The organism is Streptomyces sp. NPDC017993 (assembly GCF_044328065.1).
Taxonomy (GTDB): Bacteria; Actinomycetota; Actinomycetes; order Streptomycetales; family Streptomycetaceae; genus Streptomyces.
Genome location: NZ_JBIRGO010000012.1, coordinates 1 through 22,609, shown reverse-complemented (window position 1 = coordinate 22,609; position 22,609 = coordinate 1). Strand labels below are relative to the sequence as shown.

At 70.9% G+C, this 22,609-nt stretch carries 18 protein-coding genes, 2 tRNA genes and 1 pseudogene; 3 read left to right on the top strand and 18 right to left on the bottom strand.

The features are described 5' to 3' along the window. Positions 1 to 88: 88 nt before the first annotated feature. The 3 genes from ACH4FH_RS22445 to ACH4FH_RS22435 form a co-directional block, all read right to left on the bottom strand. Positions 89 to 3,010 carry a leucine--tRNA ligase gene (locus tag ACH4FH_RS22445; protein ID WP_398557648.1) on the bottom strand — a complete coding sequence of 974 codons (2,922 nt, stop codon included), beginning with the start codon at positions 3,008 to 3,010 and terminating at the stop codon, positions 89 to 91. 353 nt (positions 3,011 to 3,363) lie between these two features. After that, positions 3,364 to 5,322 carry a protease pro-enzyme activation domain-containing protein gene (locus ACH4FH_RS22440; RefSeq protein ID WP_398557647.1) on the bottom strand — a complete coding sequence of 653 codons (1,959 nt, stop codon included), beginning with the start codon at positions 5,320 to 5,322 and terminating at the stop codon, positions 3,364 to 3,366. Between the two features lie 765 nt (positions 5,323 to 6,087). Next, positions 6,088 to 6,160: transfer RNA gene (locus tag ACH4FH_RS22435), tRNA-Ala, on the bottom strand. A 152-nt stretch (positions 6,161 to 6,312) separates the two neighbouring features. Here ACH4FH_RS22435 and ACH4FH_RS22430 point away from each other — a divergent pair. Beyond that, positions 6,313 to 7,671: a glycosyltransferase 87 family protein gene (locus ACH4FH_RS22430; RefSeq protein ID WP_398557646.1), complete on the top strand. Its 1,359-nt coding sequence runs from the start codon at positions 6,313 to 6,315 to the stop codon at positions 7,669 to 7,671. Here ACH4FH_RS22430 and phsA read toward each other — a convergent pair. The 10 genes from phsA to ACH4FH_RS22380 all read right to left on the bottom strand — a co-directional run bounded on the left by phsA (position 7,595) and on the right by ACH4FH_RS22380 (position 15,352). Then, complete coding sequence (gene phsA / locus ACH4FH_RS22425) at positions 7,595 to 9,439, bottom strand: O-aminophenol oxidase PhsA (RefSeq protein ID WP_398557645.1); 1,845 nt, start codon at positions 9,437 to 9,439, stop codon at positions 7,595 to 7,597. The two genes, ACH4FH_RS22430 and phsA, sit on opposite strands and share 77 nt — an antisense overlap. Positions 9,440 to 9,797: 358 nt before the next feature. After that, a complete protein-coding gene (locus ACH4FH_RS22420; RefSeq protein WP_004571982.1) occupies positions 9,798 to 10,031 on the bottom strand; it encodes a hypothetical protein in 234 nt (77 codons plus the stop codon). A 3-nt stretch (positions 10,032 to 10,034) separates the two neighbouring features. Further along, positions 10,035 to 10,283, bottom strand: coding sequence for a hypothetical protein (locus tag ACH4FH_RS22415; RefSeq protein WP_398557644.1), 249 nt, complete (start codon positions 10,281 to 10,283; stop codon positions 10,035 to 10,037). A gap of 594 nt (positions 10,284 to 10,877) precedes the next feature. Then, a tRNA-Ala gene (locus tag ACH4FH_RS22410) sits at positions 10,878 to 10,950 on the bottom strand. A 112-nt stretch (positions 10,951 to 11,062) separates the two neighbouring features. Beyond that, positions 11,063 to 11,716, bottom strand: a complete 654-nt coding sequence (locus ACH4FH_RS22405) for a histidine phosphatase family protein (RefSeq protein WP_398557842.1) — start codon at positions 11,714 to 11,716, stop codon at positions 11,063 to 11,065. Next, positions 11,713 to 12,147 (bottom strand): ribosome silencing factor, encoded by a 435-nt coding sequence (rsfS, locus tag ACH4FH_RS22400; protein ID WP_398557643.1) that lies wholly within the window; start codon positions 12,145 to 12,147, stop codon positions 11,713 to 11,715. Before rsfS ends, ACH4FH_RS22405 begins: the two co-directional genes overlap by 4 nt. A gap of 231 nt (positions 12,148 to 12,378) precedes the next feature. Next, a complete protein-coding gene (locus tag ACH4FH_RS22395; protein WP_398557642.1) occupies positions 12,379 to 14,235 on the bottom strand; it encodes a LytR C-terminal domain-containing protein in 1,857 nt (618 codons plus the stop codon). Positions 14,236 to 14,259: 24 nt separating this feature from the next. After that, positions 14,260 to 14,871, bottom strand: a complete 612-nt coding sequence (gene nadD, locus ACH4FH_RS22390) for a nicotinate-nucleotide adenylyltransferase (protein ID WP_398557641.1) — start codon at positions 14,869 to 14,871, stop codon at positions 14,260 to 14,262. Between the two features lie 52 nt (positions 14,872 to 14,923). Beyond that, positions 14,924 to 15,133, bottom strand: coding sequence for a hypothetical protein (locus ACH4FH_RS22385; RefSeq protein WP_398557859.1), 210 nt, complete (start codon positions 15,131 to 15,133; stop codon positions 14,924 to 14,926). A 69-nt stretch (positions 15,134 to 15,202) separates the two neighbouring features. After that, positions 15,203 to 15,352 carry a hypothetical protein gene (locus ACH4FH_RS22380; RefSeq protein ID WP_398557640.1) on the bottom strand — a complete coding sequence of 50 codons (150 nt, stop codon included), beginning with the start codon at positions 15,350 to 15,352 and terminating at the stop codon, positions 15,203 to 15,205. A 130-nt stretch (positions 15,353 to 15,482) separates the two neighbouring features. On the opposite strand from ACH4FH_RS22380, the gene ACH4FH_RS22375 reads away from it, so the two are divergent. Then, on the top strand, positions 15,483 to 16,589 hold the full coding sequence (locus tag ACH4FH_RS22375) for a M48 family metallopeptidase (protein ID WP_398557639.1): 1,107 nt from the start codon (positions 15,483 to 15,485) through the stop codon (positions 16,587 to 16,589). Here ACH4FH_RS22375 and ACH4FH_RS22370 read toward each other — a convergent pair. The 5 genes from ACH4FH_RS22370 to proB form a co-directional block, all read right to left on the bottom strand. Next, positions 16,552 to 17,682: a hypothetical protein gene (locus ACH4FH_RS22370; protein WP_398557638.1), complete on the bottom strand. Its 1,131-nt coding sequence runs from the start codon at positions 17,680 to 17,682 to the stop codon at positions 16,552 to 16,554. The two genes, ACH4FH_RS22375 and ACH4FH_RS22370, sit on opposite strands and share 38 nt — an antisense overlap. A 98-nt stretch (positions 17,683 to 17,780) precedes the next feature. Next, positions 17,781 to 18,455 carry a hypothetical protein gene (locus ACH4FH_RS22365; protein ID WP_398557637.1) on the bottom strand — a complete coding sequence of 225 codons (675 nt, stop codon included), beginning with the start codon at positions 18,453 to 18,455 and terminating at the stop codon, positions 17,781 to 17,783. A 62-nt stretch (positions 18,456 to 18,517) separates the two neighbouring features. Then, positions 18,518 to 19,786 (bottom strand): glutamate-5-semialdehyde dehydrogenase, encoded by a 1,269-nt coding sequence (locus ACH4FH_RS22360; RefSeq protein ID WP_398557636.1) that lies wholly within the window; start codon positions 19,784 to 19,786, stop codon positions 18,518 to 18,520. Positions 19,787 to 19,905: 119 nt separating this feature from the next. Further along, the gene (locus ACH4FH_RS22355; RefSeq protein WP_398557635.1) at positions 19,906 to 20,400 is read right to left on the bottom strand and encodes a hypothetical protein; all 495 of its coding nucleotides are present in this window, start codon (positions 20,398 to 20,400) and stop codon (positions 19,906 to 19,908) included. Positions 20,401 to 20,662: 262 nt separating this feature from the next. After that, positions 20,663 to 21,760 (bottom strand): glutamate 5-kinase, encoded by a 1,098-nt coding sequence (proB, locus tag ACH4FH_RS22350; RefSeq protein WP_398557634.1) that lies wholly within the window; start codon positions 21,758 to 21,760, stop codon positions 20,663 to 20,665. 433 nt (positions 21,761 to 22,193) lie between these two features. Between proB and ACH4FH_RS22345 the strand changes: the two are divergent. After that, positions 22,194 to 22,609 (top strand): annotated as a pseudogene (locus tag ACH4FH_RS22345) (hypothetical protein); the annotation flags it as partial.

The window sequence follows — 22,609 nt, the reverse complement described above, 5'->3', positions numbered from 1 at the left end:
GGAAAGCACCCATGGCAGATGTGCAGGATGCGGTACTACCGCCCCTCACCCGCCGTGGCGGTCCGCCGCAGGCCGCGACGGCCGGGTGCTACGCCGGCACGATGTTGACCAGCTTCGGCGCCCGGACGATCACCTTGCGGATGCCCGCGTCGCCCAGCGCGGCGACCACCGCGGGCTCGGTCAGCGCGGCGGCCTCCAGGTCCGCGTCGGAGATCGACGGGGCGACCTCCAGGCGAGCCTTGACCTTGCCCTTGATCTGCACGACGCAGGTCACACTCTCGTCCACGACGTACGTCGGGTCGGCCACCGGGAAGTCCGCGTGCACCACGCTCTCGGCGTGGCCCAGCTTGCTCCACAGCTCCTCGGCGATGTGCGGGGCCAGCGGGGCGACCAGCAGCACCAGCTGCTCGGCGACCGTGCGGGACACCGGGCCACCCACCTTGGTCAGGTGGTTGTTCAGCTCGGTGACCTTGGCGATGGCGGTGTTGAACCGCAGGTTCTCCATGTCCTGGGTGACACCGTCGATCGCCTTGTGCAGGGCACGCAGCGTGGCCTCGTCCGCCTCGGTGTCGACGACGGTGACCTCACCGGTCGCCTCGTCCACGACGTTGCGCCACAGCCGCTGCAGCAGCCGGTACTGGCCGACGACCGCGCGGGTGTCCCACGGGCGGGAGACGTCCAGCGGCCCCATCGCCATCTCGTACAGCCGCAGGGTGTCCGCGCCGTATTCGGCGCAGATCTCGTCCGGGGTGACGGCGTTCTTCAGCGACTTGCCCATCTTGCCCAGGACGCGGCTGACCTTCTCGCCCTGGTAGTAGTACGCGCCGTCGCGCTCCTCGACCTCGGCCGCCGGCACCGCGATACCGCGGCTGTCCCGGTAGACGAAGGCCTGGATCATGCCCTGGTTGTACAGCTTGTGGAACGGCTCGGAGGACGAGACGTGCCCCAGGTCGTGCAGCACCTTGGACCAGAAACGGGCGTACAGCAGGTGCAGCACCGCGTGCTCGGCGCCGCCGACGTACAGGTCGACGCCGCCGGCCGGCTGGCCGTCCCGCGGGCCCATCCAATACTGCTCGATGGCCGGGTCGACCAGCGCGTCGCCGTTGTTCGGGTCCAGATAGCGCATCTCGTACCAGCACGAACCCGCCCAGTTGGGCATGGTGTTGGTCTCGCGGCGGTAGCGCTTGACGCCGGCGCCGTCCCCCAGGTCCAGGTCGACGTTGACCCAGTCCTCGTTGCGGGACAGGGGGGTCTCGGGCTGGGTGTCGGCGTCGTCGGCGTCGAAGGTGCGCGGCGAGTAGTCCTCGACCTCGGGCAGCTCCAGCGGCAGCATCGACTCGGGCAGCGCGTGCGCCACACCGTCCTCGTCGTAGACGATCGGGAACGGCTCGCCCCAGTACCGCTGCCGGCTGAACAGCCAGTCGCGCAGCCGGAAGTTGACGGTTCCCTCGCCGATGCCCGCGGCGGCCAGCCACTCGGTGATCTTGGCCTTGCCCTCGGTGACGCCCAGCCCGTCCAGCGAGATCTCCGCACCGGCCGAGTTGACGATCTTGGCGTCGTACGAGCCGAAGGCCTCGTCCCAGGTGGAGGGGTCGGTGCCGCGGTCGTCCGACGGCTCGACGACGCAGCGCATGGGCAGCTCGAAGGCCCGCGCGAAGGCGAAGTCACGGCTGTCGTGCGCCGGGACGGCCATGATCGCGCCGGTGCCGTAGCCCATCAGGACGTAGTCGGCGATGAAGACCGGGACCTGCTCGCCGCTGACCGGGTTGGTCGCGTACGCGCCGGTGAAGACGCCGGTCTTGTCCTTGGCCTCGGCCTGTCGCTCGACGTCGGACTTGGACGCGGCCTGCTTGCGGTAGGCCGCGACGGCCTCACCCGGGGTGGCGTGCCCACCGGTCCACACGTCGTGGGTGCCCTCGGGCCAGGCGGCCGGGACGATGGAGCCGGTGCCGTTCTCGGAGCCCGAGATCAGCTCGTGCTCGGGCGCCAGCACCATGTACGTCGCGCCGAACAGGGTGTCCTGGCGGGTGGTGAAGACGGTGATCTTGTCGTCGCCGACCGGGAAGTCGACGCGCGCGCCCTCGGAGCGGCCGATCCAGTTGCGCTGCTGCAGCTTGATGGCGTCCGGCCAGTCCAGCGCGTCCAGGTCGTTCAGCAGCCGGTCGGCGTAGGCGGTGATCCGCATGTTCCACTGGCGCAGCTTGGCCTTGAACACCGGGTAGTTGCCGCGCTCGGAACGGCCGTCAGAGGTGACCTCCTCGTTGGCCAGCACCGTGCCCAGCCCGGGGCACCAGTTGACCGGCGCGTCCGAGGCGTACGCCAGGCGGTACTCGCCCAGGACACCGGCCCGCTCGGCGTTGCTCAGCTCGGCCCAGGGGCGGCCGTCGGGGGTCTGCCGGCTGCCGGCCTCGAACTGCGCGATCAGCGTGTCGATCGGCCGGGCGGCGTCCGCCCCCGGGTCGTACCAGGAGTTGAAGATCTGCAGGAAGATCCACTGCGTCCACTTGTAGTACGCCGGGTCGATCGTCTCGACCGAGCGGCGCTGGTCGTGCCCCAGGCCCAGGCGACGCAGCTGGCGGCGCATGTTGACGATGTTGCCCTCGGTGGAGGTCCGGGGGTGGGTACCGGTCTGCACGGCGTACTGCTCGGCGGGCAAGCCGAAGGCGTCGAAGCCCAGGGTGTGCAGGACGTTGTGGCCCGTCATGCGCTGGTGGCGGGCGAAGACGTCGGTGGCGATGAAGCCCAGGGGGTGGCCGACGTGCAGGCCCGCGCCCGAGGGGTACGGGAACATGTCCATGATGAACTTCTTGGGGCGGTCCACCTGCGCGGCGTCGCCGACCAGGTCGCCACTGGGGTTCGGGGCCTCGTAGGTACCCGCCGACTCCCAGAAGTCCTGCCAGCGTGCCTCGATGTCTGCGGCCAGTGCGGCCGTATAGCGGTGCGGCGCCGCCACCTCGGTGGGGGTACCGCCCGCGCCATCAGCGGCGGGGGAGGTGGTCGTCTCGCTCATCGTCTTCAAAGCTCCATCGATCGTCTCTGCCTGCGGCTGCTGCGGACACGGTTTCTGCGGAAACAAAAATGCCCCTCGCACAGGAGGGGACGCCGCGCCGATGCCGACCCGGGCGGCCACAGCGGATGGCCCGGTCGGAACTGATCAGCGCGGCCCGCTAAGCAGAAGGCGTACGGCACGCATGGCGCCAGGGTACCGCAGGGCGTGCGGCGCCCGCGCTCAGGTTCAACCCCCGGCGGGCCCGCGCCCTCGCCCCGGCCCGCCGCTGCCGGGCCCGGTTGTCGCGGCCCCGGCAGCGGCGGTGAGGACGGGACCACCTCAGGGACGGTCCCAAGGCGGCCTCCGGAGCTGCCTCAGGGGCGGTAGGACCTCACATATCCGGCGCTCGGCGAGCCCACGCCCGTGACATCGTCGTAGCCGACGACCGCGTGCAGGCTGCTGTCCTTGCCGAGGGTGCGCAGGGACGTCGTGGTGCCCTCACCGGCGTCGGTGCCGTTGTTGTAGTCGACGCGGACCACTGCCAGGTCACGGCCGGCACCCAGCGGGTGGTCGGTGACGTCGTGGTAGGCACCGGTGCCGTAGCGCTGGTAGATGCCGGGGTTGGCGAAGCCGATGGCGACGCCGTGCCGGGCCTGCTGGGCCAGCGCCTGTACGCCGGCGATCACCGGCGCCGCCAGGGAGGTGCCGCCGATCCGGTACTCGTCGTAGCCCAGCGATCCGTCCGGCAGGGTCTGGGTCTGGCCGACGAGGAAACCGGTGTTGGGGTCGGCGACCGCCGAGATGTCCGGGACGGTGCGCATCGCACCCGCGCCGCCCGCCTTCGCGAGTCCGTCCGGGACGACTCCGCGCTGGTAGTACGGCTGCGCGACGGTCCTGCTGGTGCCGCCGCCCGCACCACTGGTGAAGGCGCCGGGGAAGCCGTCCCAGCTGTTGGCGTCCTTGGACAGGACGGCCTTCAGGGTGCCCCAGCCGGTCTCCCACCGGTACGTGTCACGCTTGCCGACCGCCAGCGAGGTGCCGCCCACGGCGGTCACCCATGCGGAGTTCGCCGGAGTGTCCACCTGCTTGGTGCCGGTGTTGGCGACTTCATCACCGTTGTCGCCGGAGGAGAAGTAGAAGCCGATGCCCTGCACCGCTCCCTGCTGGAAGACCTGGTCGTAGGCGGCCGCCACGTCCGGTGTCTCGTTCGCCTCGATGTCACCCCAGGAGTTGGAGACGATGTCGGCGAGATGCCCATCGACGATCTTGCCGAGCGAGTCCAGCAGGTCGTCGTCCATGCAGGAGGCACCGCCGACGTAGACGATGTCGGACGCGGGCGCGACGGCGTGCACGGCCTCGACGTCGAGGGTCTCCTCGCCGTACCAGCCCGCCGCGTCGCACTCCTCGATGTGCGAGTACTTCTCCGGCAGCACCTGGGAGAGCTGGCCGCCGCGATAGCTCGGGTCACCGTTGCGGGCCGCGTACCTGCTCGCGTCCTCGGCGATGGTCGGCGAGGCGAAGGCGTCGGTGATCGCCACGGTGACGCCCTTGCCGGTCCAGCCCTTCGCTCCGTAGGCGGCGCGCAGTTGCTTGCCGGTGTAGCCCTTGACGGCGTACGGCGCCTTGCTCCCGTAGGCCGAGGGCAGGCCCTTGCCGGTGCGGGAGCCGTAGTACGAGGAGAACGGTCCGGAGTTGCGGAAGACCGCGGACGGCGGCGGCAGTTCGGCGGAGTGGTGCTCGGCGAGCCGCGGTGCGTTGTCCAGACCGGTGACCGTCAGCACCGCGTCGGCCAGGGATGCGGGGGCGGACGCGGTGGCCGACGGCGCGTGGTACGTGTGTCCGCTCTTGCGGTAGTTGTGCAGGTCCGTGGCGAAGGCCCGCTCAGCGGCGGCCACGTCACCCTTGACCGCCAGATAGCGGTTGGTGGTGTCGGTGACCTTCAGGCCGGACGTCTCCAGCCAGTCGGTCACCTCGGCTATCTGCTCGTGCGTGGCACCGTAGCGGGAGCGCACCTGGGCGGGGCTCAGGTACTTCCCGTACGCGGCCGAGTGCGGGTCCGAGACCGCCCTGGCGTGGTCCGCGAGGCCCTTGGCGTCGCGGCCGGCCAAATACACGCGGGCGGTGACACCCGCAGCGGCGGAGGTGGCGCCCTGGTCGGCCTGCCGGGTGGCCCACAGGGGCTTGGTGCCCTGGAGTGCGTGCCGGCCGCCGTCGTGGCCCGCGGCGTCGGCGGCGGGTGCACCGAGCGCGAGTGCGCCGGCGACCAGCGGCAGCGCGGCTGCCCAGGCCAGACCGGCGCGGGTGCGCAGTGTTCTGGAGCGGCTTGATCTCATGTAACCCCCTGCTGTCACGGTGCGGTGCGGTGCGGTGCGTGGTGACGCTGTGCCTGGTGACGCTGCGCGTGTGACGCGGCGCCGGTCCCACCCGAGGCGCGAGGCGGGCCGAGGGCGCGAGGCGCCGCACCCCGCGGTGCGCCGTTGCGCTGCCCCTCGCGAGTGGTGAATGCGATGGATGTGACACTCACGCGATGCGTCACTCTCTCGGTGAACTGTCCATGTCAGGGACATGTGCTCGCCAAGAAGAAGCCAAAGAACGACAAGGAACGACCAGGTGCGATCCGCGGCGACAGGGAACGGGCGCGAGGGGGTCCGGCAACTCCCCATGTCACCTGTGACGTAAGCCCGTTGATCAGACATCAGCGCGGGCGGCCAAGACGGTCGGGCCATCGGGAGGTCGCGACGGCCAGAGCGGTCGCCTCGGCGGCAGGTCGCGGAGGGGTGCGGCGGGGTGCGGCAGGTCGCGGCGCAGCGGGCGGATTCACGACGGGTGCGGCATTTCGCGGGCGGGCCGGGCAAGGGGCAAGGGCATCGAGCGACCGGCGGAGGAATGGACGCTCCGAAAAGCCAGAGGCTCGGACTCAAGCGTTGAAGGACATTGCCCTCCGCGCCAGCCTCCCGGCGTCGGACTCCCGGCGTCGGACTCCGGGTGCCGCCCGTCGCCCCTCGCTCGCCTCCCCGGGCGAAGATCCCTGATCGCCACCCGGCCAACACACACAACAAAGCGGGCCGTCCGATTCGGACGACCCGCTCTGATTTCTGTGGAGCTAAGGAGAATTGAACTCCTGACCTCCTGCATGCCATGCAGGCGCTCTACCAACTGAGCTATAGCCCCAGGTCTTGCTCCGCGCGGTTCCCCGCTGCGGCATCGCCTACATTACACGGCCCGCCCGGGCTTCTGCCAAATCGGTTTGCCGGAGGCCCCGCGGCGCGACGCGCGGTACTGTCGGCGATCTGTGCCCGATTCGTCCTGGGGAGCCGAACGCTGTGACCGCGCTGGAGCTGGAACAGTCCACCGACGCCGGCGGCCCCGGCCCCCACGGCGGCCTCATCCGCCGGCACCCCACCGTGTTCGCGGCCCTGGCCTGCGTCCTCTCCTTCACCGCCTTCTGGATCGTGCAGCGCCTCGCGCACGTGACGATGATCGACCTGATGGTCTACCGCGCCGAGGGCTGGACCGCCCGCAACGGCGAGGACCTCTACGACATGGTGGCGACCTCGGCCCGCCTGCCCAATACCTACCCGCCCTTCGCGGCGCTGCTGTTCACCCCGCTGACCCTGTTCGGGGTCCCGACGATGCGGACCCTCGCCACCGCCGGCAACCTCCTCCTGCTCGTCGCCACCGTGCACCTCTCGCTGCGCCTGGTCGGCCGGCCTCGCCGGCTCCCCCGCCCCGCCGCGACCCTGGCGCTGTCCGCGCTGCTGGTGTGGTGCGAACCGGTGTGGACGACGCTGCGCTACGGGCAGGTCAATCTTCTCCTCGCCGTACTGGTCCTCTGGGACCTGACACGCAGGGACACCCATCGCTGGGCGGGCCTCGGCATCGGCATCGCGGCGGGCCTCAAGCTCACCCCTGCGTTGTTCGCCGTCTTCCTCGCGCTCGCCGGAGCCGTCCGCGCCGGGCAGCTGATCCGCTCCGGCGTCGGGGCACGGGCCGCCTGGAACCCCTGGCTGCGGCAGGCCGCCGTCGCCATCGCGGGCTTCCTCGCCACCGTCCTGCTCACCGCCCTCGTGCTGCCGCGCGACTCCCACCGCTTCTGGACCGAGATCGTGTTCGCCGCGGACCGGGTCGGCGAGGTGGAGATCACCGCGAACCAGTCGCTGCGCGGCGTCCTCGCCCGGCTGCTGCACACCCACGAAACGGGCACGGCCTGGCTCGTGGTGGCCGGGCTGACGGCCGCGCTCGGACTGGCCCTGGCGACCGCGTCACTGCTGCGCGGACAGCGGGCATGGGCGGCCGTCGCCTGCGCGGCGACCGCCCTGCTGGTCAGCCCGATCTCCTGGTCGCACCACTGGGTGTGGGGCGTGCCGATGCTGATCCTGGTCGGTTCCGAGGCGATGCGCCGCACCGGCCGCGCCGCCCGCCGCTGGTGGGCGACGACCGCCGCCCTGGCCCTCCTCTTCTGCTCCTTCGCTCTGTGGTGGGTGCCACACCGCTGGCACCAGCACGAGGAACTGCATCAAAACGGCGGCCAGATGCTGCTCTCCGGCGTCTATCCGATCGCCGGTCTGATGCTCCTCGCGCTGACCGCGGCCCGGCTGTGGCGGCTCAGTGAGCGCCGTGGTCGTGACCGTGACCCCCGCCGGGCCGATGGTGATGGAACGCCAGTACCTCCGGTGGCATGACAGCGAAGGGCCGCATCATCCCCATGTCTTCGTGCTCCAGCAGATGGCAGTGGTACATGAACCGGCCCCGCGCACCCCGGAACTGGCCGATCACGTTCACCATCTGCCCCGGCGGCACCTGGATGACGTCCTTCCAGCCCTGGTCGCCTGGGGCTATCGGTGCGCGGCCGCCGTACTCCAGTGGCGCGAGGGTGCCGCCGAGTTCCTTGTCGAAGGGGCTCTGCGGATCCGCCGGGTAGATGTCGCGGCTCAGGACCTGGAAGTCGATGAGGTGGATGTGCATCGGGTGCATCCCGGCTCCGCCGAGGTTGAGGAAGCTCCACTGCTCCCAGTCGCCGTAGCGGACCAGGAAGCCCAAGGCGTCGTCGAACATCCGGGCTCCGCGCCGATAGGTGCGCACCGTTCCGCCGGCGCCCTTGACCTGGATGACACCGTCACCCGGGATCGGCACGGCGTCCGGCTCCACCTCCTGCATCTCCCACATCTCCGGGTGACCGTTGCCCAACGGCCCCGGCGGGGTGAGGACGACCAGGCGGTGCTGATGCGAGGGAACGTTGTCATGGGTGAGCCGCTCGAACGACGAGGAGAGCACGGCCGGCAGGACGAACGGGTCGGCGGGCTTCTCCTTGCCCACCCGGAACTGCATCACCTGCGGACAGCGCACCCCCGGCTCATCGTTGATCAGCCGGAGCGTACGACCGCGCAGCCGGCCGAAGTCGATGAGCAGATCCATCCGCTCGGCGGGGGCGACCGAGAGGCCGCCGTCCACCGTCAGCGGCCGGGGCAGCAGTCCGCCGTCCGAGCCGATCTGGTGGACCGCTCCGGTGATCTGTGCCCCGGTCTTGTCGTCGACCAGCCGCAGCGTGAACGTACGGGCGTTGGCGGCGTTCAGCAGCCGGAAGCGGTACCAGCGGGCGTCGACGTCCGCGTACGGCCAGATGGTGCCGTTGACGAGGGTGTACGGGCCGGAGAACGGCAGCGCGACATTCTTGCCCTGCGGGTCGGTACCGACCACGAGGGTCTTGTGGAGAAGGCGCCCCGTCAGACGTCCGTCCTCGTCGGTGTCGAGGTTGCGGTCCTGGAGGATGAGCGGGATCTCGCGCTCCCCGGAGGGGAGTTGGAGGGCGTCCTCTTCCTCGTCCCGGATGAGGTACATCCCCGCCAGTCCCGCGAAGACGTTCCAGCGGGTGATGTCCATGGCGTGGTCGTGGTACCACCAGGCGGCCGCGCGGTGGTCGTTCGGGTACTCCGAGAGCTGGGCGTCGCCGTGGGCCACGGCGTTCTCCGACCAGCCGTCGTTGCCGCCGCCGGTCACCGCGCCGTGCAGATGGGTCACGACCCAGGCCGGCAGACGGTCCACCCCCTCGACGAGGGTGGCGCCCGACCTTCCTGCCACCTCGGTCGGCAGGGGCGCTCCCGGGACGGGCGCGGCCTCGGCCGCGGTCACCGGGTGGCTTCCGGTGAGGCGGTTGACCCAGGCGACGCGCAGCCGCTCGCCGCGCCGCACCTCGATGGTCGGGCCCGGGAAATGGCCCGCGTACGCCCACACTTTGGTCGGCGGAAGCTGGCTGTGCAGACGCACCCAGGTGGTCTTCAGCTCGATGTCGATGCCGCGCCGGGCCCTCTTGCGTCCGGGCCGCAGGACCGGCGGGACCCGGAGCGCGTCGGTGAACGGCGTCAGTCCGGCCGCCGCTTCCCGCTTCTCGGTCCGCTCGGCACCCTCGTCGTCCGCCGGCGTCCGGGCAGGATTGATCGTCGTATCGGTCATGGTGCGACCCCCGTGTCGCTTCCCCCGTGCCGCCGGCCGTTTCCGGCGGCAGCTCCTGCCACCCCAACGTCCCGCAAACGCGGTGGAGTTCCGCTCTGTCCGAATCCACCGGAAAAATCTTGAAACCGGACGGTGATCACGGCGCTGACGAGCAGGAACGGACGGCGGGACGGCGGGAGGACCGGGAGGACGGGTTCGGCCGGGTCAGGCCGTGCGACCCATGGAGGAGCGGGTGACCGGGCACTCGGTAGCGCCCAAGGCCGCGACTCGGGCCCCTCAGGTCACGCCAGGCTCCATGCGGCCGGTCGCGGCACGCGCCCGCGCCCCGGACCGCCCGAATGTCAGCGCGCCGCGGTGATCACGCGGTGGCGAACGAGTAGAACCGCTTCAGGGTGCAGTGCTCGTCCAGCAGCCGTCCGTAGATCGGCTCCCCGTCGAGTTCGCGGTAGGTCTCGATGGGGTCGCCCTTTATGACGAGGGCGCGGGCACATTCCTCGCACCAGTACTGGTAGTCGGCGTTGACCGGCTCCATGTCGCGGACGATCGGCGTACCGCTGCCGCACCAGTCGCATTTCCTGCTGTGGGCGCCCATCAGTCAGCTCCAACTGTGGCCGCAGGCCGTACAGACGAAGGAAATTCCTCCGTTGTCGCCCAGCACCTGGGCGACGTGGGATGACCCGCAGGAAGGGCACTGCAAAGCGGAACCTTCGCTCCCGCCACCTGCGGATCCAGGACCGTCGACCGGGCAGGTGAAGCGGAGTGCGTATTCCGGCAGCCAGTCATACCCCTGCGCCTCGGCCACTTCGAGCAGGTCATTGACCTCCTCGAGGATGCTCGTGGGCATCGCGATTTCTCCTCCCCTGCCGGCGCCGTCCGATTCTGCCACGGACCACGCATCGGGTCAGGTCCACCTTCCCGCCATACCGGCCGGCCGCGGGCCGCCGCCGCACACCCAGGAGCGGGCATGCTCACCCACCGTGGGCACGACACCCACTCGACCCCATTCCCGCCGACTGTTTCGGGGAGAGTGCCCCGAAAAGCCCCCCATCCGGGAGCAGTTCGACCTGAGGGGCGGTCACAGTCGGCTCTCTCGGTTCCGTCGGGCGCTCCCTGCCGGGAACACCAGAGGTGGGGGAAACACGGGGCCGCTACACGAACGGGGAGTCCGGAGCCTGACACCCTCGCTCCTCTCCACCGGCATGGACCACACGGACAACCCGGCACGCCAGGGCCCCAGGGGTCGCACCCTTCACGCGCTGCGGGCGATGACGCCTCCAGGCTGCCCGTCCTCCGCCCGCCGCAGATCCACAGATGAGAAGTGACGTCCGCCACACCATGCGCCATCGCCACCGTACGCCGCCGCAAATACAGAGATCCCGCCACCTCGCGATCCAGTGTCGGGCACTGGCTCCGCAAGGAGACGGGATCATCCGGGCTGTGGAGCTAAGGAGAATTGAACTCCTGACCTCCTGCATGCCATGCAGGCGCTCTACCAACTGAGCTATAGCCCCGGGTCTTGTTCCGCTCCCCCGGGTTTCCCCCGGCGGCGCCGCGAACAAGAAGAACTTTAGCCTGCGACCTGCCCGGATGTGAAATCCGGTCGGCCGGCCCCGGCCACGGGGCTCAGTCGTCGTCGCCGAGCACCGGCTCCGGCAGGGTGCCGGCGTTGTGCTCCTGCAGGCGCCAGCCGCGCGCCCCCTCGCCCAGCACGGACCAGCAGCAATTCGACAGGCCGCCCAGGCCCTCCCAGTGGTGGGAGTCCAGGCCGAGCAGCCGCCCGATGGTGGTGCGGATCGTGCCGCCATGGCTGACGACGACCAGGGTGCCGCCGTCGGGCAGCTTGTCGGCGTGCTCCAGCACGAACGGGGCGGCCCGGTCGGCGACCTCCGTCTCCAGCTCGCCACCGCCGCGCCGCACCGGCTCGCCGCGCTTCCAGGCAGAGTACTGCTCGCCGTACTGCCCGAGGATCTCCTCGTGCGTCAGCCCCTGCCAGGAGCCCGCGTAGGTCTCCCGCAGCACCGCGTCGTGCGTCACGTCCAGGTGGGTCAGAGCGGCCAGCTCGGCCGCCGTCGCCGCGGCCCGCTGCAGGTCGGAGGCGATGATCGCGTCCGGCTTGAGGGCCGCGAGCAGCCGGGCCGCGCGCCGCGCCTGCCCGATGCCCGTCTCCGTCAGTTCGATGTCCGTCGATCCCTGGAAGCGGCGCTCCAGGTTCCAGGCCGTCTGGCCGTGGCGCCAGAGGACGACGCGGCGGCCCCGGCCGATCTTGGTGCCGTTCAGTGCAGCTCTCCGTCCTGCTCGACGGCCGTGGCCTCGGCGTGCGCGGCGGCCTTGCCGCGGGTGGCCTTGGCCTCCTCGGGAAGGTCGATCTCGGGGCAGTCCTTCCACAGGCGCTCCAGCGCGTAGAACACGCGCTCCTCGCTGTGCTGGACGTGCACCACGATGTCGACGTAGTCGAGCAGCACCCAGCGGGCCTCGCGGTCGCCCTCGCGGCGCACCGGCTTGGCGCCGAGTTCCTTGTTGAGCCGCTCCTCGATCTCGTCGACGATCGACTTGACCTGGCGGTCGTTGGGCGCCGACGCCAGCAGGAAGGCGTCGGTGATGGACAGGACGTCACTGACGTCGTACGCGATGATGTCGTGCGCGAGCTTGTCGGCCGCTGCCAGAGCGGCGGCGTTGATGAGCTCGATGGAGCGGTCCGTGGCGGTCACAAGCGGCTTTCCGGTTCGAGGGCAGCTTCTCCGGCCGGGGCACGCGGCTCGCGGCGGGGCCGCGGCACGCCGACGCCCCCTGGGTGGCCGGATCGGCAATCAGATACGCCTCAAGGGTCTCACGGCCCACCGACACTCCCGGCGGGCTTTTCCCGGCCCACACCGACCGGCCCCACAGGCCCCGCCGCGCCCGCCGAACCTTCCCGGCGGGCGCAACGCGTCTCGGGCCGGTCAGCCCTTGAAGTCCTGGCCCAGTACGACGGTGATATCGGCGTTCGACGCACCCTTGCCCTGCTTGACCACGCCCGCCGGCAGCCCCAGCGTCTTGGCGACCTCGGCGGCCTTCGCCTTGTGGCCGGCGTCCGCGTACGTGACCTGGGAGACCGACCTGGCGGCCGTGTCGTTGCCGTCGTTGACGAAGGTGTAGCCGCCGTTGACCAGGGCGACCTGTGCCTTGCCCGTGGTGGCGGCGGTGCCGCTGGCGTTGCGGACCGCGACCCGGGCGGTGACGTCGGGGGTGGTCTTCTTCACCGTGCCGCCGAGCACGTCCTTGACCACGGTCTGCGACGCCGTCGGACTGAGCGTGCCGTTCGCCTGCACCGGCAGCGCGGTGGTGCGGTAGGCCCCGGTCTTCGCCAGCTCCGCGCGCTGCGCCAGCGAACTGCCCAGCTGGGCCTCGGTGAGAGGCGGGTCGAGTACCTGGAGGAGCGTCTTCACGGTGGCGGTGGCGCCGTCCGCGTCACCGGGGACCTTCTTCAGGGTCGCCTGCATGACCTGACCGAAGCGCTGGAGCTGCTTGGCCTGGGCCTCTCCGGGCCCCTGGTACGTGGCGTAGGCGACGGCGGCCTGTCCGTTGAGGTCCTGCCCGCGGCCCCGCTTGACCACCGCGGAGTCGCCCTTCTTCTTGCCGGGCACGGCGGCGTCGGTGTCGAGGGTGATACCGCCGACCGTCTCGACGAGGTTCTCCAGATAGGGGGTGTCCAGCCGCCAGCTGGCCTTGATGTCGGCGCCCAGCAGCGTGTTGAGGGAGTCCCGGGTGGGGTCGACGCCTTCGTCCTTGACGGACTTGCCGAGCGTGGTGGTGGTCCCGTCCTCCTTGGAGACGACGAGGTTGTTGGGCAGGAGCACGGTGGTGCCCTTGCCGGTGGTGGCGTTGTCCACCATCAGCGCCGTGGAGCTGTTCCCGGTCTCGGTGTCGCGCAGGTGCACGACGAGGACATCCCGCTTCTGCCCACCGCTCGCGGCGGCCTGGCCGCTGTCCCCGCCGGCCAGCCCCGGCAGTTTGCCCGCCCACCACAGATAGCCGACGCCGCCGGCGACCAGCAGAGCCAGCACCACGGACAGCGCGACGATCCGGCTGCGGCCGCGGCGCTTGGCCTCCTCGCGCCGCTCGGTGCGGCTCTCGGTGAACTTCAGCCAGTCGATGACGTCCTCGGAGTCCTCGTCCGGCTCCTCGATGAACGAGAACTGCTCGGTGCGGTACTCCGGATCGCCGGACGAGGTGTCCGATGAGGAGGACGAGGGCGGGGACGGGCTGCCGGCCGGACCGGTTGCGCCGGCCGGGAAGGAAGCCGAGGACGGTCCGCCGTCCGAGGACCCGCGGCGCTGCGCCGGGGGCCTCGGCTCCTCGTACTGCTGCGGACCGGCCTGCTCGTAGCCGGACCGGTCGTCCCACGAGGTCTGCTCGTAGGGAGACTGCTGCGCCTGCTGCGGGATCCAGTCCTGCTGTTGCTGCTGAGGCTGGGCGTACGGGTCGTAGTGCGGGGCATAGCCCTGCTGTTGTGACTGGCCGCGGCCGTACGCGTCGTAGCCGTACTCCTGGCCTTGATACTGCTCCTGGGCCGGCGCGCTCTGCCCGGCGGCCGGCTGCCCGCCGTAGGGGTCGTAGCCGTCGTAGGCGGAGGCGGCCGGAGCGATCGGGCGGCCGTACTGGTCGTACTGCTGCTCGTACGTCGGCTGCGGCGCCTCGCGGTAGACCGGCTGCCCGTAGGCGTCGTAGGCGTAGCCCGGCTGCCCCTGCTGCTCCTGGGCATAGGGGTCGTGGGCATACGGGTCCTGCGGCCCGTACGGATCCTGTCGGTCGCTCACCGGTGCCCCTTTCCGTCAGCCCTGTCAGCTGTCGTTGCGGTACAGCTGCTTTTTGTCGATGTAGCGCACCACGCCGTCCGGTACGAGGTACCAGACCGGGTCCCGCTGGGCCACGCGCGCGCGGCAGTCGGTCGAGGAGATGGCCAGGGCGGGCACCTCGACCAGGGACACCGCACCGGCGGGCAGCCCGGGGTCCGCGAGGACGTGGCCGGGCCTGGTCACACCGATGAAGTGGGCGAGCGAGACCAGTTCCTTGGCATCGTGCCAGGTCAGGATCTGGCCGAGGGCGTCGGCGCCGGTGATGAAGAAGAGGTCCGCGTCGGTGTGCTCGGCGCGCAGATCACGCAGGGTGTCGATGGTGTACGTCTTGCCACCGCGGTCGATGTCGATGCGGCTGACGGAGAACTGCGGGTTCGACGCGGTCGCGATGACCGTCATCAGATACCGGTCCTCGGCGGGCGACACCTGCTTGTGGCTCTTCTGCCACGGCTGTCCCGTGGGCACGAAGATGACCTCATCGAGGTGGAACTGGCTGGCCACCTCGCTGGCGGCGACCAGGTGTCCGTGATGGATCGGGTCGAACGTGCCGCCCATCACTCCGAGTCGCCGCTTCACGGGCCCTGTGTGCTCTCCCATGCGTGCAGACCCTACTGGGCGACACGCGATGCCGGGGGCCGGGCGTCCTGGCTCAGCGGTCCCGGTTGAAGCGCGTGGTGATCCAGAGCAGGAGAAGCAGGACAAAGAGGGCGCCGCCACCGGTCAGGTACGGGCTCAGGCTGGCGTGACCGCCGCCCCCGTGACCGCCTTCGGCGAGGGTGACCAGGGACTGTGCGGTGGAGTGCAGGCTCATCGTCAGCAGGACCAATCCGGGCTGGGGTCGGGCAGAGACTTCCGCCACATCGTAAGCGTGCCCGCCGCGCGGGCACACGGCGACTCCGCCCCGAGGGGCCTTCGGCGGACGGCCGGCTCAGTCCTGCTTGTAGCCGCGCAGCAGAAACCACGCGAGCAGCGCCGCACCCACGACACCGACGATGATCACCGCGCGCAGAATCCATCCGGGGCCGTCGGCCTTGGCGGTTTCCCCGGCGGCGGCGAGCAGCACGCTCGGATCCAGCATGGCGGAGCGCTCCTTTTGTGCGAGCTTGTGCGGTCATTGGTGCGATCGCCAGCGTACGCCCGAGCATCCAATCGCCTGTCGGTGGCGTCCTCTAGTCTGAACACACGCAGTCGAACAGGGGGAGGCCCCAATGACGGAGAGCCCAGGCGGCAGCGAAAACGTACCGAGCCGGGACCGCAGGCGGTTCCCCGGGATTTCCTCGCGGTCCTACGAACACCCGGCGGACCGCTCGGCGCTGGTCGCGCTGCGCAAGCTGAGCGGGTTCGACACCGTCTTCAAGACGCTCAGCGGCTTGTTGCCGGAGCGCAGCCTGCGGCTGCTCTTCCTGTCGGATTCGGTCCGGGTCGGCGACCAGCAGTTCGCCCACCTCAACGACATGCTGCGCGACGCCTGCTACATCCTGGACCTGGAGAAGGTCCCGCCGATGTACGTCAATCAGGATCCGCAGCCCAATGCCATGTGTATCGGTCTGGACGAGCCGATCATCGTGGTCACCACCGGCCTGGTCGAGCTGCTGGACGAGGAGGAGATGCGGGCGGTCATCGGCCACGAGGTCGGACACGCCCTCTCCGGGCACTCCGTCTACCGCACGGTCCTGCTCTTCCTGACCAACCTCGCCCTGAAGGTCGCCTGGATCCCGCTGGGCAATGTCGCGATCATGGCGATCGTGACGGCGCTGCGCGAGTGGTTCCGCAAGTCGGAGCTGTCCGCCGACCGCGCCGGGCTGCTCGTCGGGCAGGATCTGCAGGCGTCCATGCGCGGCCTGATGAAGCTGGCCGGCGGCAACCACCTGCACGAGATGAATGTCGACGCGTTCCTCAAGCAGGCGGACGAATACGAGTCGGGCGGCGATCTGCGCGACTCCGTGCTGAAGATTCTCAACGTTCTGCCGCGCAGCCACCCGTTCACGACCGTGCGGGCGGCCGAGCTGAAGAAGTGGGCGGCCAGCCGCGACTATCAGCGGATCATGGACGGCCACTACCCCCGGCGCGACGAGGACAAGGACACCTCGGTCTCCGACTCCTTCCGGGACTCCGCGACGCACTACGCCGACTCCGTGCGCAACAGCAAGGACCCGTTGATGGGTCTGGTGCGCGACATCGCAGGCGGCGCGGGTGACCTGGGCGGCAAGCTGCGGGACACGGTCTTCCGTGGCGGGCAGCGCCCCGAGGGTTCGGGCGGCGCCGACGGCGGAGGCGCTAACGGATCGGATGGCTCGGGCTCGGCTGGGAAGTAGCCGCCAGCTCACCGCAGAGCGAGGGGCTGGTCCGGCCCTGTGCGTAGGGGTCGGTACCGGCCGGGCGGTCGTTGCCGGCGCGCTGCCCGGCGAGCAGCGGCCGCAGCGTGTCGGCCGGCTTCGAGGAGCAAGCGAGCGGCCCCGCTTGGAGGTTGCTCTGGAGAACCTCCAAGCGGTGGGCGTTGAGGTCCTCCCGGTCGAGGCGGAAGTGCAGCTCCCGTCGGACGGTGAACAGCGAGGCGGCGCCCGGCGTGGCCTTGCCGAAGCCCTGGCCCGCGGAGTCGCCCTGCTGCGGGCCGGACCCGGGGCGTAGCGCGTAGACGAAGGTGTAGTCGGCGGTGATGTCGAGTGCGTCCTGGGTCAACTCCGCTGCGGAGAGGGTTCCGTTGACGCGTACGTTCCGGTCGGCCAGCTGGGTCTGCCGGGGGTCGAAGCGCAACAGCCAGCCGGTCGCGGCGTTCCGCCCGTCGTCGTCCGGATGCGCCAGACTCCGGTCGAACTGGTCGAGTTGGCCGGTGTCTACCAGCAGCCGGACCGGACGCACCGAGCCGCCGGTGAGGGTCGCCGGATCCAGCGAGGAGCGGACGAGGTAGTCCTTGGCGATGGTCAGCGCGGAGACGATCTGACCGCCGGAGAAGTGCGCGGTGCGGGTGACGGCGGGCAGATTGACACCCGCCGCGCCGAGCCGGAAGTCCGCGGCCGGGCTGTGCGCGAAGAGGTCCTCGGGCTTCGCTCCCGGCACGGCACCGGCCGGCGCGAGCGGTACCACCGCCGACCGCAACGACTGCACCCGGACCGACTCGGGAGTGCGGTAGGGGTGGCGTACACCCATGTAGACGGCCGTGCCGAAGGCGAGCACGATCAAGAGCACCAGCAGGATGGCCTGCCGGGGGCCGCCTGCCCGCAGGAGAGAGCGGTGGCGGGCTTTGACGGCGGGCGCATGATGCTCGCCCAGCCGCTCATCGGCGGAGAACTCCTGCAGACGGGCAGCGCGCACAAACGATTCGTCGAAGACGACGGATCGGTATTCGTCCTCACCGCCTCCCGGGGCGCCGTTGGGCGTCCCTTCGGGAGGGTCACCAGGCCCGCTCATACAACAAGAGTAGGTCTGAGGAGGGGAACGTAAACGCTCCGGCGGGCGGCAACTTCCCCGGACGGCCGCCTTGGGTACCGCAGCGAAGGCGCCCCGGCTCAGCGCGAGCGCGGCTGCGCGGTGGCCGACGGAGAGGCCGATCCGGCGGTCGCGGAGGGCAGCACGCCGGGCGGCATCGTATGGCCGCCCTCAGGGCCGCTGGTGGACGGTGTGTCGACGCCGCTGGTGGCGGGCGGCGGCGCCGGGCTCTGGTTCCGGCCGGAGGCGCCGCGGTAGACGGCGCTGAAGGCCAGCGCGACCAGCCCGACGCCCATCACCACGGCCAGCACCCATGCCATCGGCCGGTGCCAGCGGGCGCTGCTGCGATAAGGACGCAGCGCGCCGCCATAGGGGCCGTACGGGCCGTGCGGCGCGTACTCGCCGAATTCGCCGTACTCGCCGTAGGGGTCGTAGTCGTAGTCGTCGGCCTCCGGGCCTCGGCGGCGGCGCCGACGGGTGCGCGGACCGGCCTCGCCGTCCGCGCCCTCGGGCTCCTCCGCGTCGTCCGGTCCGAAGGCGGACGCCGAACGGGCCGCCTCGGCCTCCGCACGGGCCTCCGCGGCGGCCAGCATCCGCTCGACGGCAGAGGGCTCGTGAATCCGCGCGGCCCGGACGAAGTCCTCGTCGAAGACCACGGAAGCGAATTCTTCGTCCGCTCTTCCGTGGCTCCCGTAAGGGTGCTCGCTGGGGTCCTCACCGTCCGGGAACGGCTTGCCCCCCACGTCGTCCGGCACCCGTCCAGATTAGCCCCGGCCCATCATTTTGGGCAGGGAGAACGGGGAATCCGGGGGACGGGTCAGCGGGTGTGCCCGTCTCCCGTGACGATGAACTTCGTGGACGTGAGCTCCGGCAGGCCCATGGGGCCACGGGCGTGCAGCTTCTGAGTCGAGATACCGATCTCGGCCCCGAAGCCGAACTCGCCGCCATCGGTGAAGCGGGTGGAGGCATTCACAGCCACGGTGGTGGAATCCACCAACTGGGTGAACCGGCGGGCGGCGGCCTGCGATGTCGTCACGATGGCCTCGGTGTGACCGGAGGTCCAGCGGCGGATGTGTGCCACCGCCGCGTCCAGGTCGGGCACCACCGCGGCCGCGATGTCGTAGGAGAGGTACTCCGTCGCCCAGTCCTCGTCGGTGGCGGGGGCGACCATGCCCGGCCCGGCCTGCTGCCAAGCCGTGTCGCCGTGCACGATCACGCCGGCCTGCGTCAGCGCCTCCAGGGCGCGCGGCAGAAACTTCTCCGCGATCCCGGCGTGCACCAGGACCGTCTCCGCGGCGTTGCAGACGCTGGGCCGCTGCGCCTTGGAGTTGATCAGGATGTCGATGGCCATGTCGATGTCGGCGGCCTCGTCGACGTAGACGTGGCAGTTGCCGGTGCCGGTCTCGATCACCGGGACGGTGGACTCCTCGACGACCGTGCGGATCAGCGACGCGCCACCGCGCGGGATGAGCACATCGACAAGACCGCGGGCGCGCATCAGCTCGCGGACCGACTCACGGCTCTCCCCGGGCACCAGCTGCACCGCGTCGGCGGGCAGCCCGGCACTCTCGACGGCGGCCCGCAGCACGTCCACCAGGGCGCTGTTCGAGGCGTACGCCGAGGACGAGCCGCGCAGCAGGACGGCGTTGCCGGACTTCAGGCACAGCGCGGCGGCGTCCACCGTCACATTCGGCCGGGCTTCGTAGATGATGCCGATCACGCCGAGCGGCACCCGGACCTGGCGCAGGTCCAGGCCGTTGGGGAGGGTCGAGCCGCGCACGACCTCGCCCACCGGGTCGGGCAGCGCCACGACGTCGCGGACGTCGGCGGCGATCGCCGCGATCCGCTCGGGGGTGAGCGTGAGCCGGTCCACGAGGGAGGCAGCGGTACCGGCGGCCTGTGCCTTGGCGATGTCCTCGGCGTTGGCCGCGACGATCTCGTCGGTGCGCGCCACGAGGGCGTCGGCGATGGCGAGCAGCGCTCCGTCGCGGGCCGTGCGCGGCAGCGGCGCCAGTACGGCGGCGGCTTCCCTGGCGCGGCGGGCGGTCTCGAGGACGGGCGAGGAGTGCGATGTGCTGCTGGTCATAGCCGCAGCCTAGCCCGGTGGCAGGCTGCGGCCATGCCGTATTTCACAGTGCGGGACACGGCTCACACCGTGGTGGACCGTCCCCGGCGGGCATCCCGGCGCAACGGCGCACAAGTGCCTCAGTAGGGGTGGACGCCGACCGGCGAAGCGGGCGGCGGGCCGTACCCCTCCGCGATGCGCTGGTGGTAGGTCTCGCGGTCGATGACCTCCAGGCCGACGATCTCCCACGGCGGCAGCTTGGCCGTCGAGCGGTGCTCGCCCCACAGCCGCAGCGCGACCGCCGCGGCGTCGTGCAGGTCCCGCGCCTCCTCCCAGTAGCGGATCTCGGCGTGATCGTTGGCGTAGCGGCTGGTCAGCAGGAAGGGGTGGTCGTGGGCGAGCTGTTCGAGCGCCCGTCTGACCTCCTGCAAAGGAGCCTCGGCGCCCGAGACGCTGAGGGTGATGTGCCACAGCCGGGACGCGTCCTGGCGCTCGCCCTCGGGTGCCTGCCGGGCGGTCCTGCTCCGCTCCGTACGCTCGTCGCCATCCGTCCAGCCGGCATCGCCGGTCCCGACGCTGGTCAGTGTGCGCTCCGCCGTCCCTCGGGGCGGTGCCCCTGGGCGCCCTCGTCTCACCGGCGGCCTCCTGTGATGCGAATCGCTCCGCCCTCAGGGGTGCGGAGCCGATCGATGCGGTCGTACTGCGGCGTGTGCGCTCTCGCGCTGCGGGCGCCGCTCCCCTACGGCGCCCCCGCAACAAAGTTGACCAGCCCGCGGGCCGTCGCGGGGGCGTTTTCGCGAAGGTCTCCGTGGAAAGGCTGGTCTTCGCGCCGCGGACCTGACGGCGTCCGCAGATGCGTTCGCCGCCGTGACGGCCGTCGGGACGGCGGTACGGCGGTCAGTGGTGCAGCAGGACGAGGTCGTCGCGGTGCACGACCTCCCGCTCGTACGCCGGCCCCAGCTCACGGGCGAGATCCCGCGTCGAACGACCTATCAATCGGGGGATTTCCCGCGCATCGAAGTTGACGATGCCCCTGGCCACGGCCCGTCCGCCGCCGTCCCGCAGCTCCACCGGGTCCCCCGCAGAGAACTCGCCCTCGACCGAGGCGATACCGGCCGGCAGCAGCGAGGAGTGCCGCTCGACGACGGCCTGGACCGCCCCGTCGTCGAGCACCAGAGCGCCGCGCGGCGTGGAGGCGTGCGCGAGCCACAGCAGCCGGTCGGCGGAGCGCCGGCCGGTGCGCAGGAAGTGGGTGCCGGTCGGGCCGCCGGCCAGCGCGTCGGCGGCGTGCACCGCGGAGGTGAGGACGACCGGAATGCCGGCGGCGGCGGCGATCCGGGCCGCCTCGACCTTGGTGACCATGCCGCCGGTGCCGACGCCGGCCTTGCCCGCACTGCCGATGGAGATGCCCACCAGGTCCTGCGGCCCGCTGACCTCCGCTATCCGGGAGGTGCCGGGAGTGGCCGGGTCGCCGTCGTAGAGGCCGTCGACGTCGGAGAGCAGGATCAGCAGGTCGGCGCGGACGAGGTGGGCGACCAGTGCCGCGAGCCGGTCGTTGTCGCCGAAGCGGATCTCGTCCGTGGCGACGGTGTCGTTCTCGTTCACGATCGGCACCGCGCCCATGGCCAGCAGCTGGTCCAGCGTCCGGTAGGCGTTGCGGTAGTGGGCCCGGCGGCTGGTGTCGTCGGAGGTCAGCAGGACCTGGCCGACCCGGCGGCCGTAGCGTGCGAAGGACGCGGTGTAGCGGGCGACCAGCAGGCCCTGGCCCACGCTGGCCGCGGCCTGCTGCCTGGCCAGGTCGCGGGGGCGCTTTTCCAGGCCGAGCGGGGCGAGGCCGGCGGCGATGGCACCGGAGGAGACCAGGACGATCTCCTTGTCCTGGTGCTTGACCAGCACATCCACCAGGGCGTCGACGCGGTCCGCGTCCAGTCCCCCGGAGGCCGTGGTCAGCGAGGACGAGCCGACCTTCACCACGATCCTGCGGGCGTGAGCCACGTCATGCCTTGCGCCTGCCACCTGCGTACCCCTGTGCTCGCCGATCCCACTGCCGTACGGGAGAATCCGTACCGGGCCCTAGGGGCGCAATCTACGGCAGGGCGGCCTCCACATGCGCCGGTATATCGCCTGGCGGACGCCTTGCCGGACACTCCGGGCCGGTCCGCCGGACGGCTCCCGGGGGCACTCCCCACGCTCCGGAGCCATCCGATTCCCGGATTCCCTTAAGAGGGGACGGGTGTCCAAAAGGTTGCGTTCGATTGATCCGCATTCGCGGTGATGAGAGCCACAGCAGATTGTCACCGAGGCCAACAAGGTCATACGGTCGGGTGTCCACCGGTCCCGTTTCGCCGCCCAGGCGGCGTCGCAGCGCGTGACCCGGCCGCCCCCACGGCCCTCCCCCTGACCGTCTTGCTGCCAGGAGCCCTCCCCCGTGCCTTCCGCCGGAATCGCCCCCCGCCGAGTCGTCCAGCTCGCGGCACTCTTCGCGATGATGGTCGCGTTCACCGCCCAGCTCGTCGGTGCGCTGTTGCCCGTCATCCCGCTGTTCATCGCCGCGTCCGTGGTCAACCTGGGACTCGACCTGGTCCTCCAGCACAAGCAGCCCGGCCTGCTCTCCGTGCTCGGCCGGGTCCGTTTCGACGTCACAGTCCGCCAGCTGCTGCGCGACATGCTGATACTGGTCGGCCTGCTGCACATCGACGGGATCAACCCCCTCAACGAGCAGGCCCCGCTCACCATCACGCTGCTGCTGTTCTACGGGACGCATTTCGTGTGTCAGGCGGTGGCGGTGCTGGTGCGCAGGACGCGGAGTCTGCCGTTCGTGACGCGGAACATCGATGCGTCGGC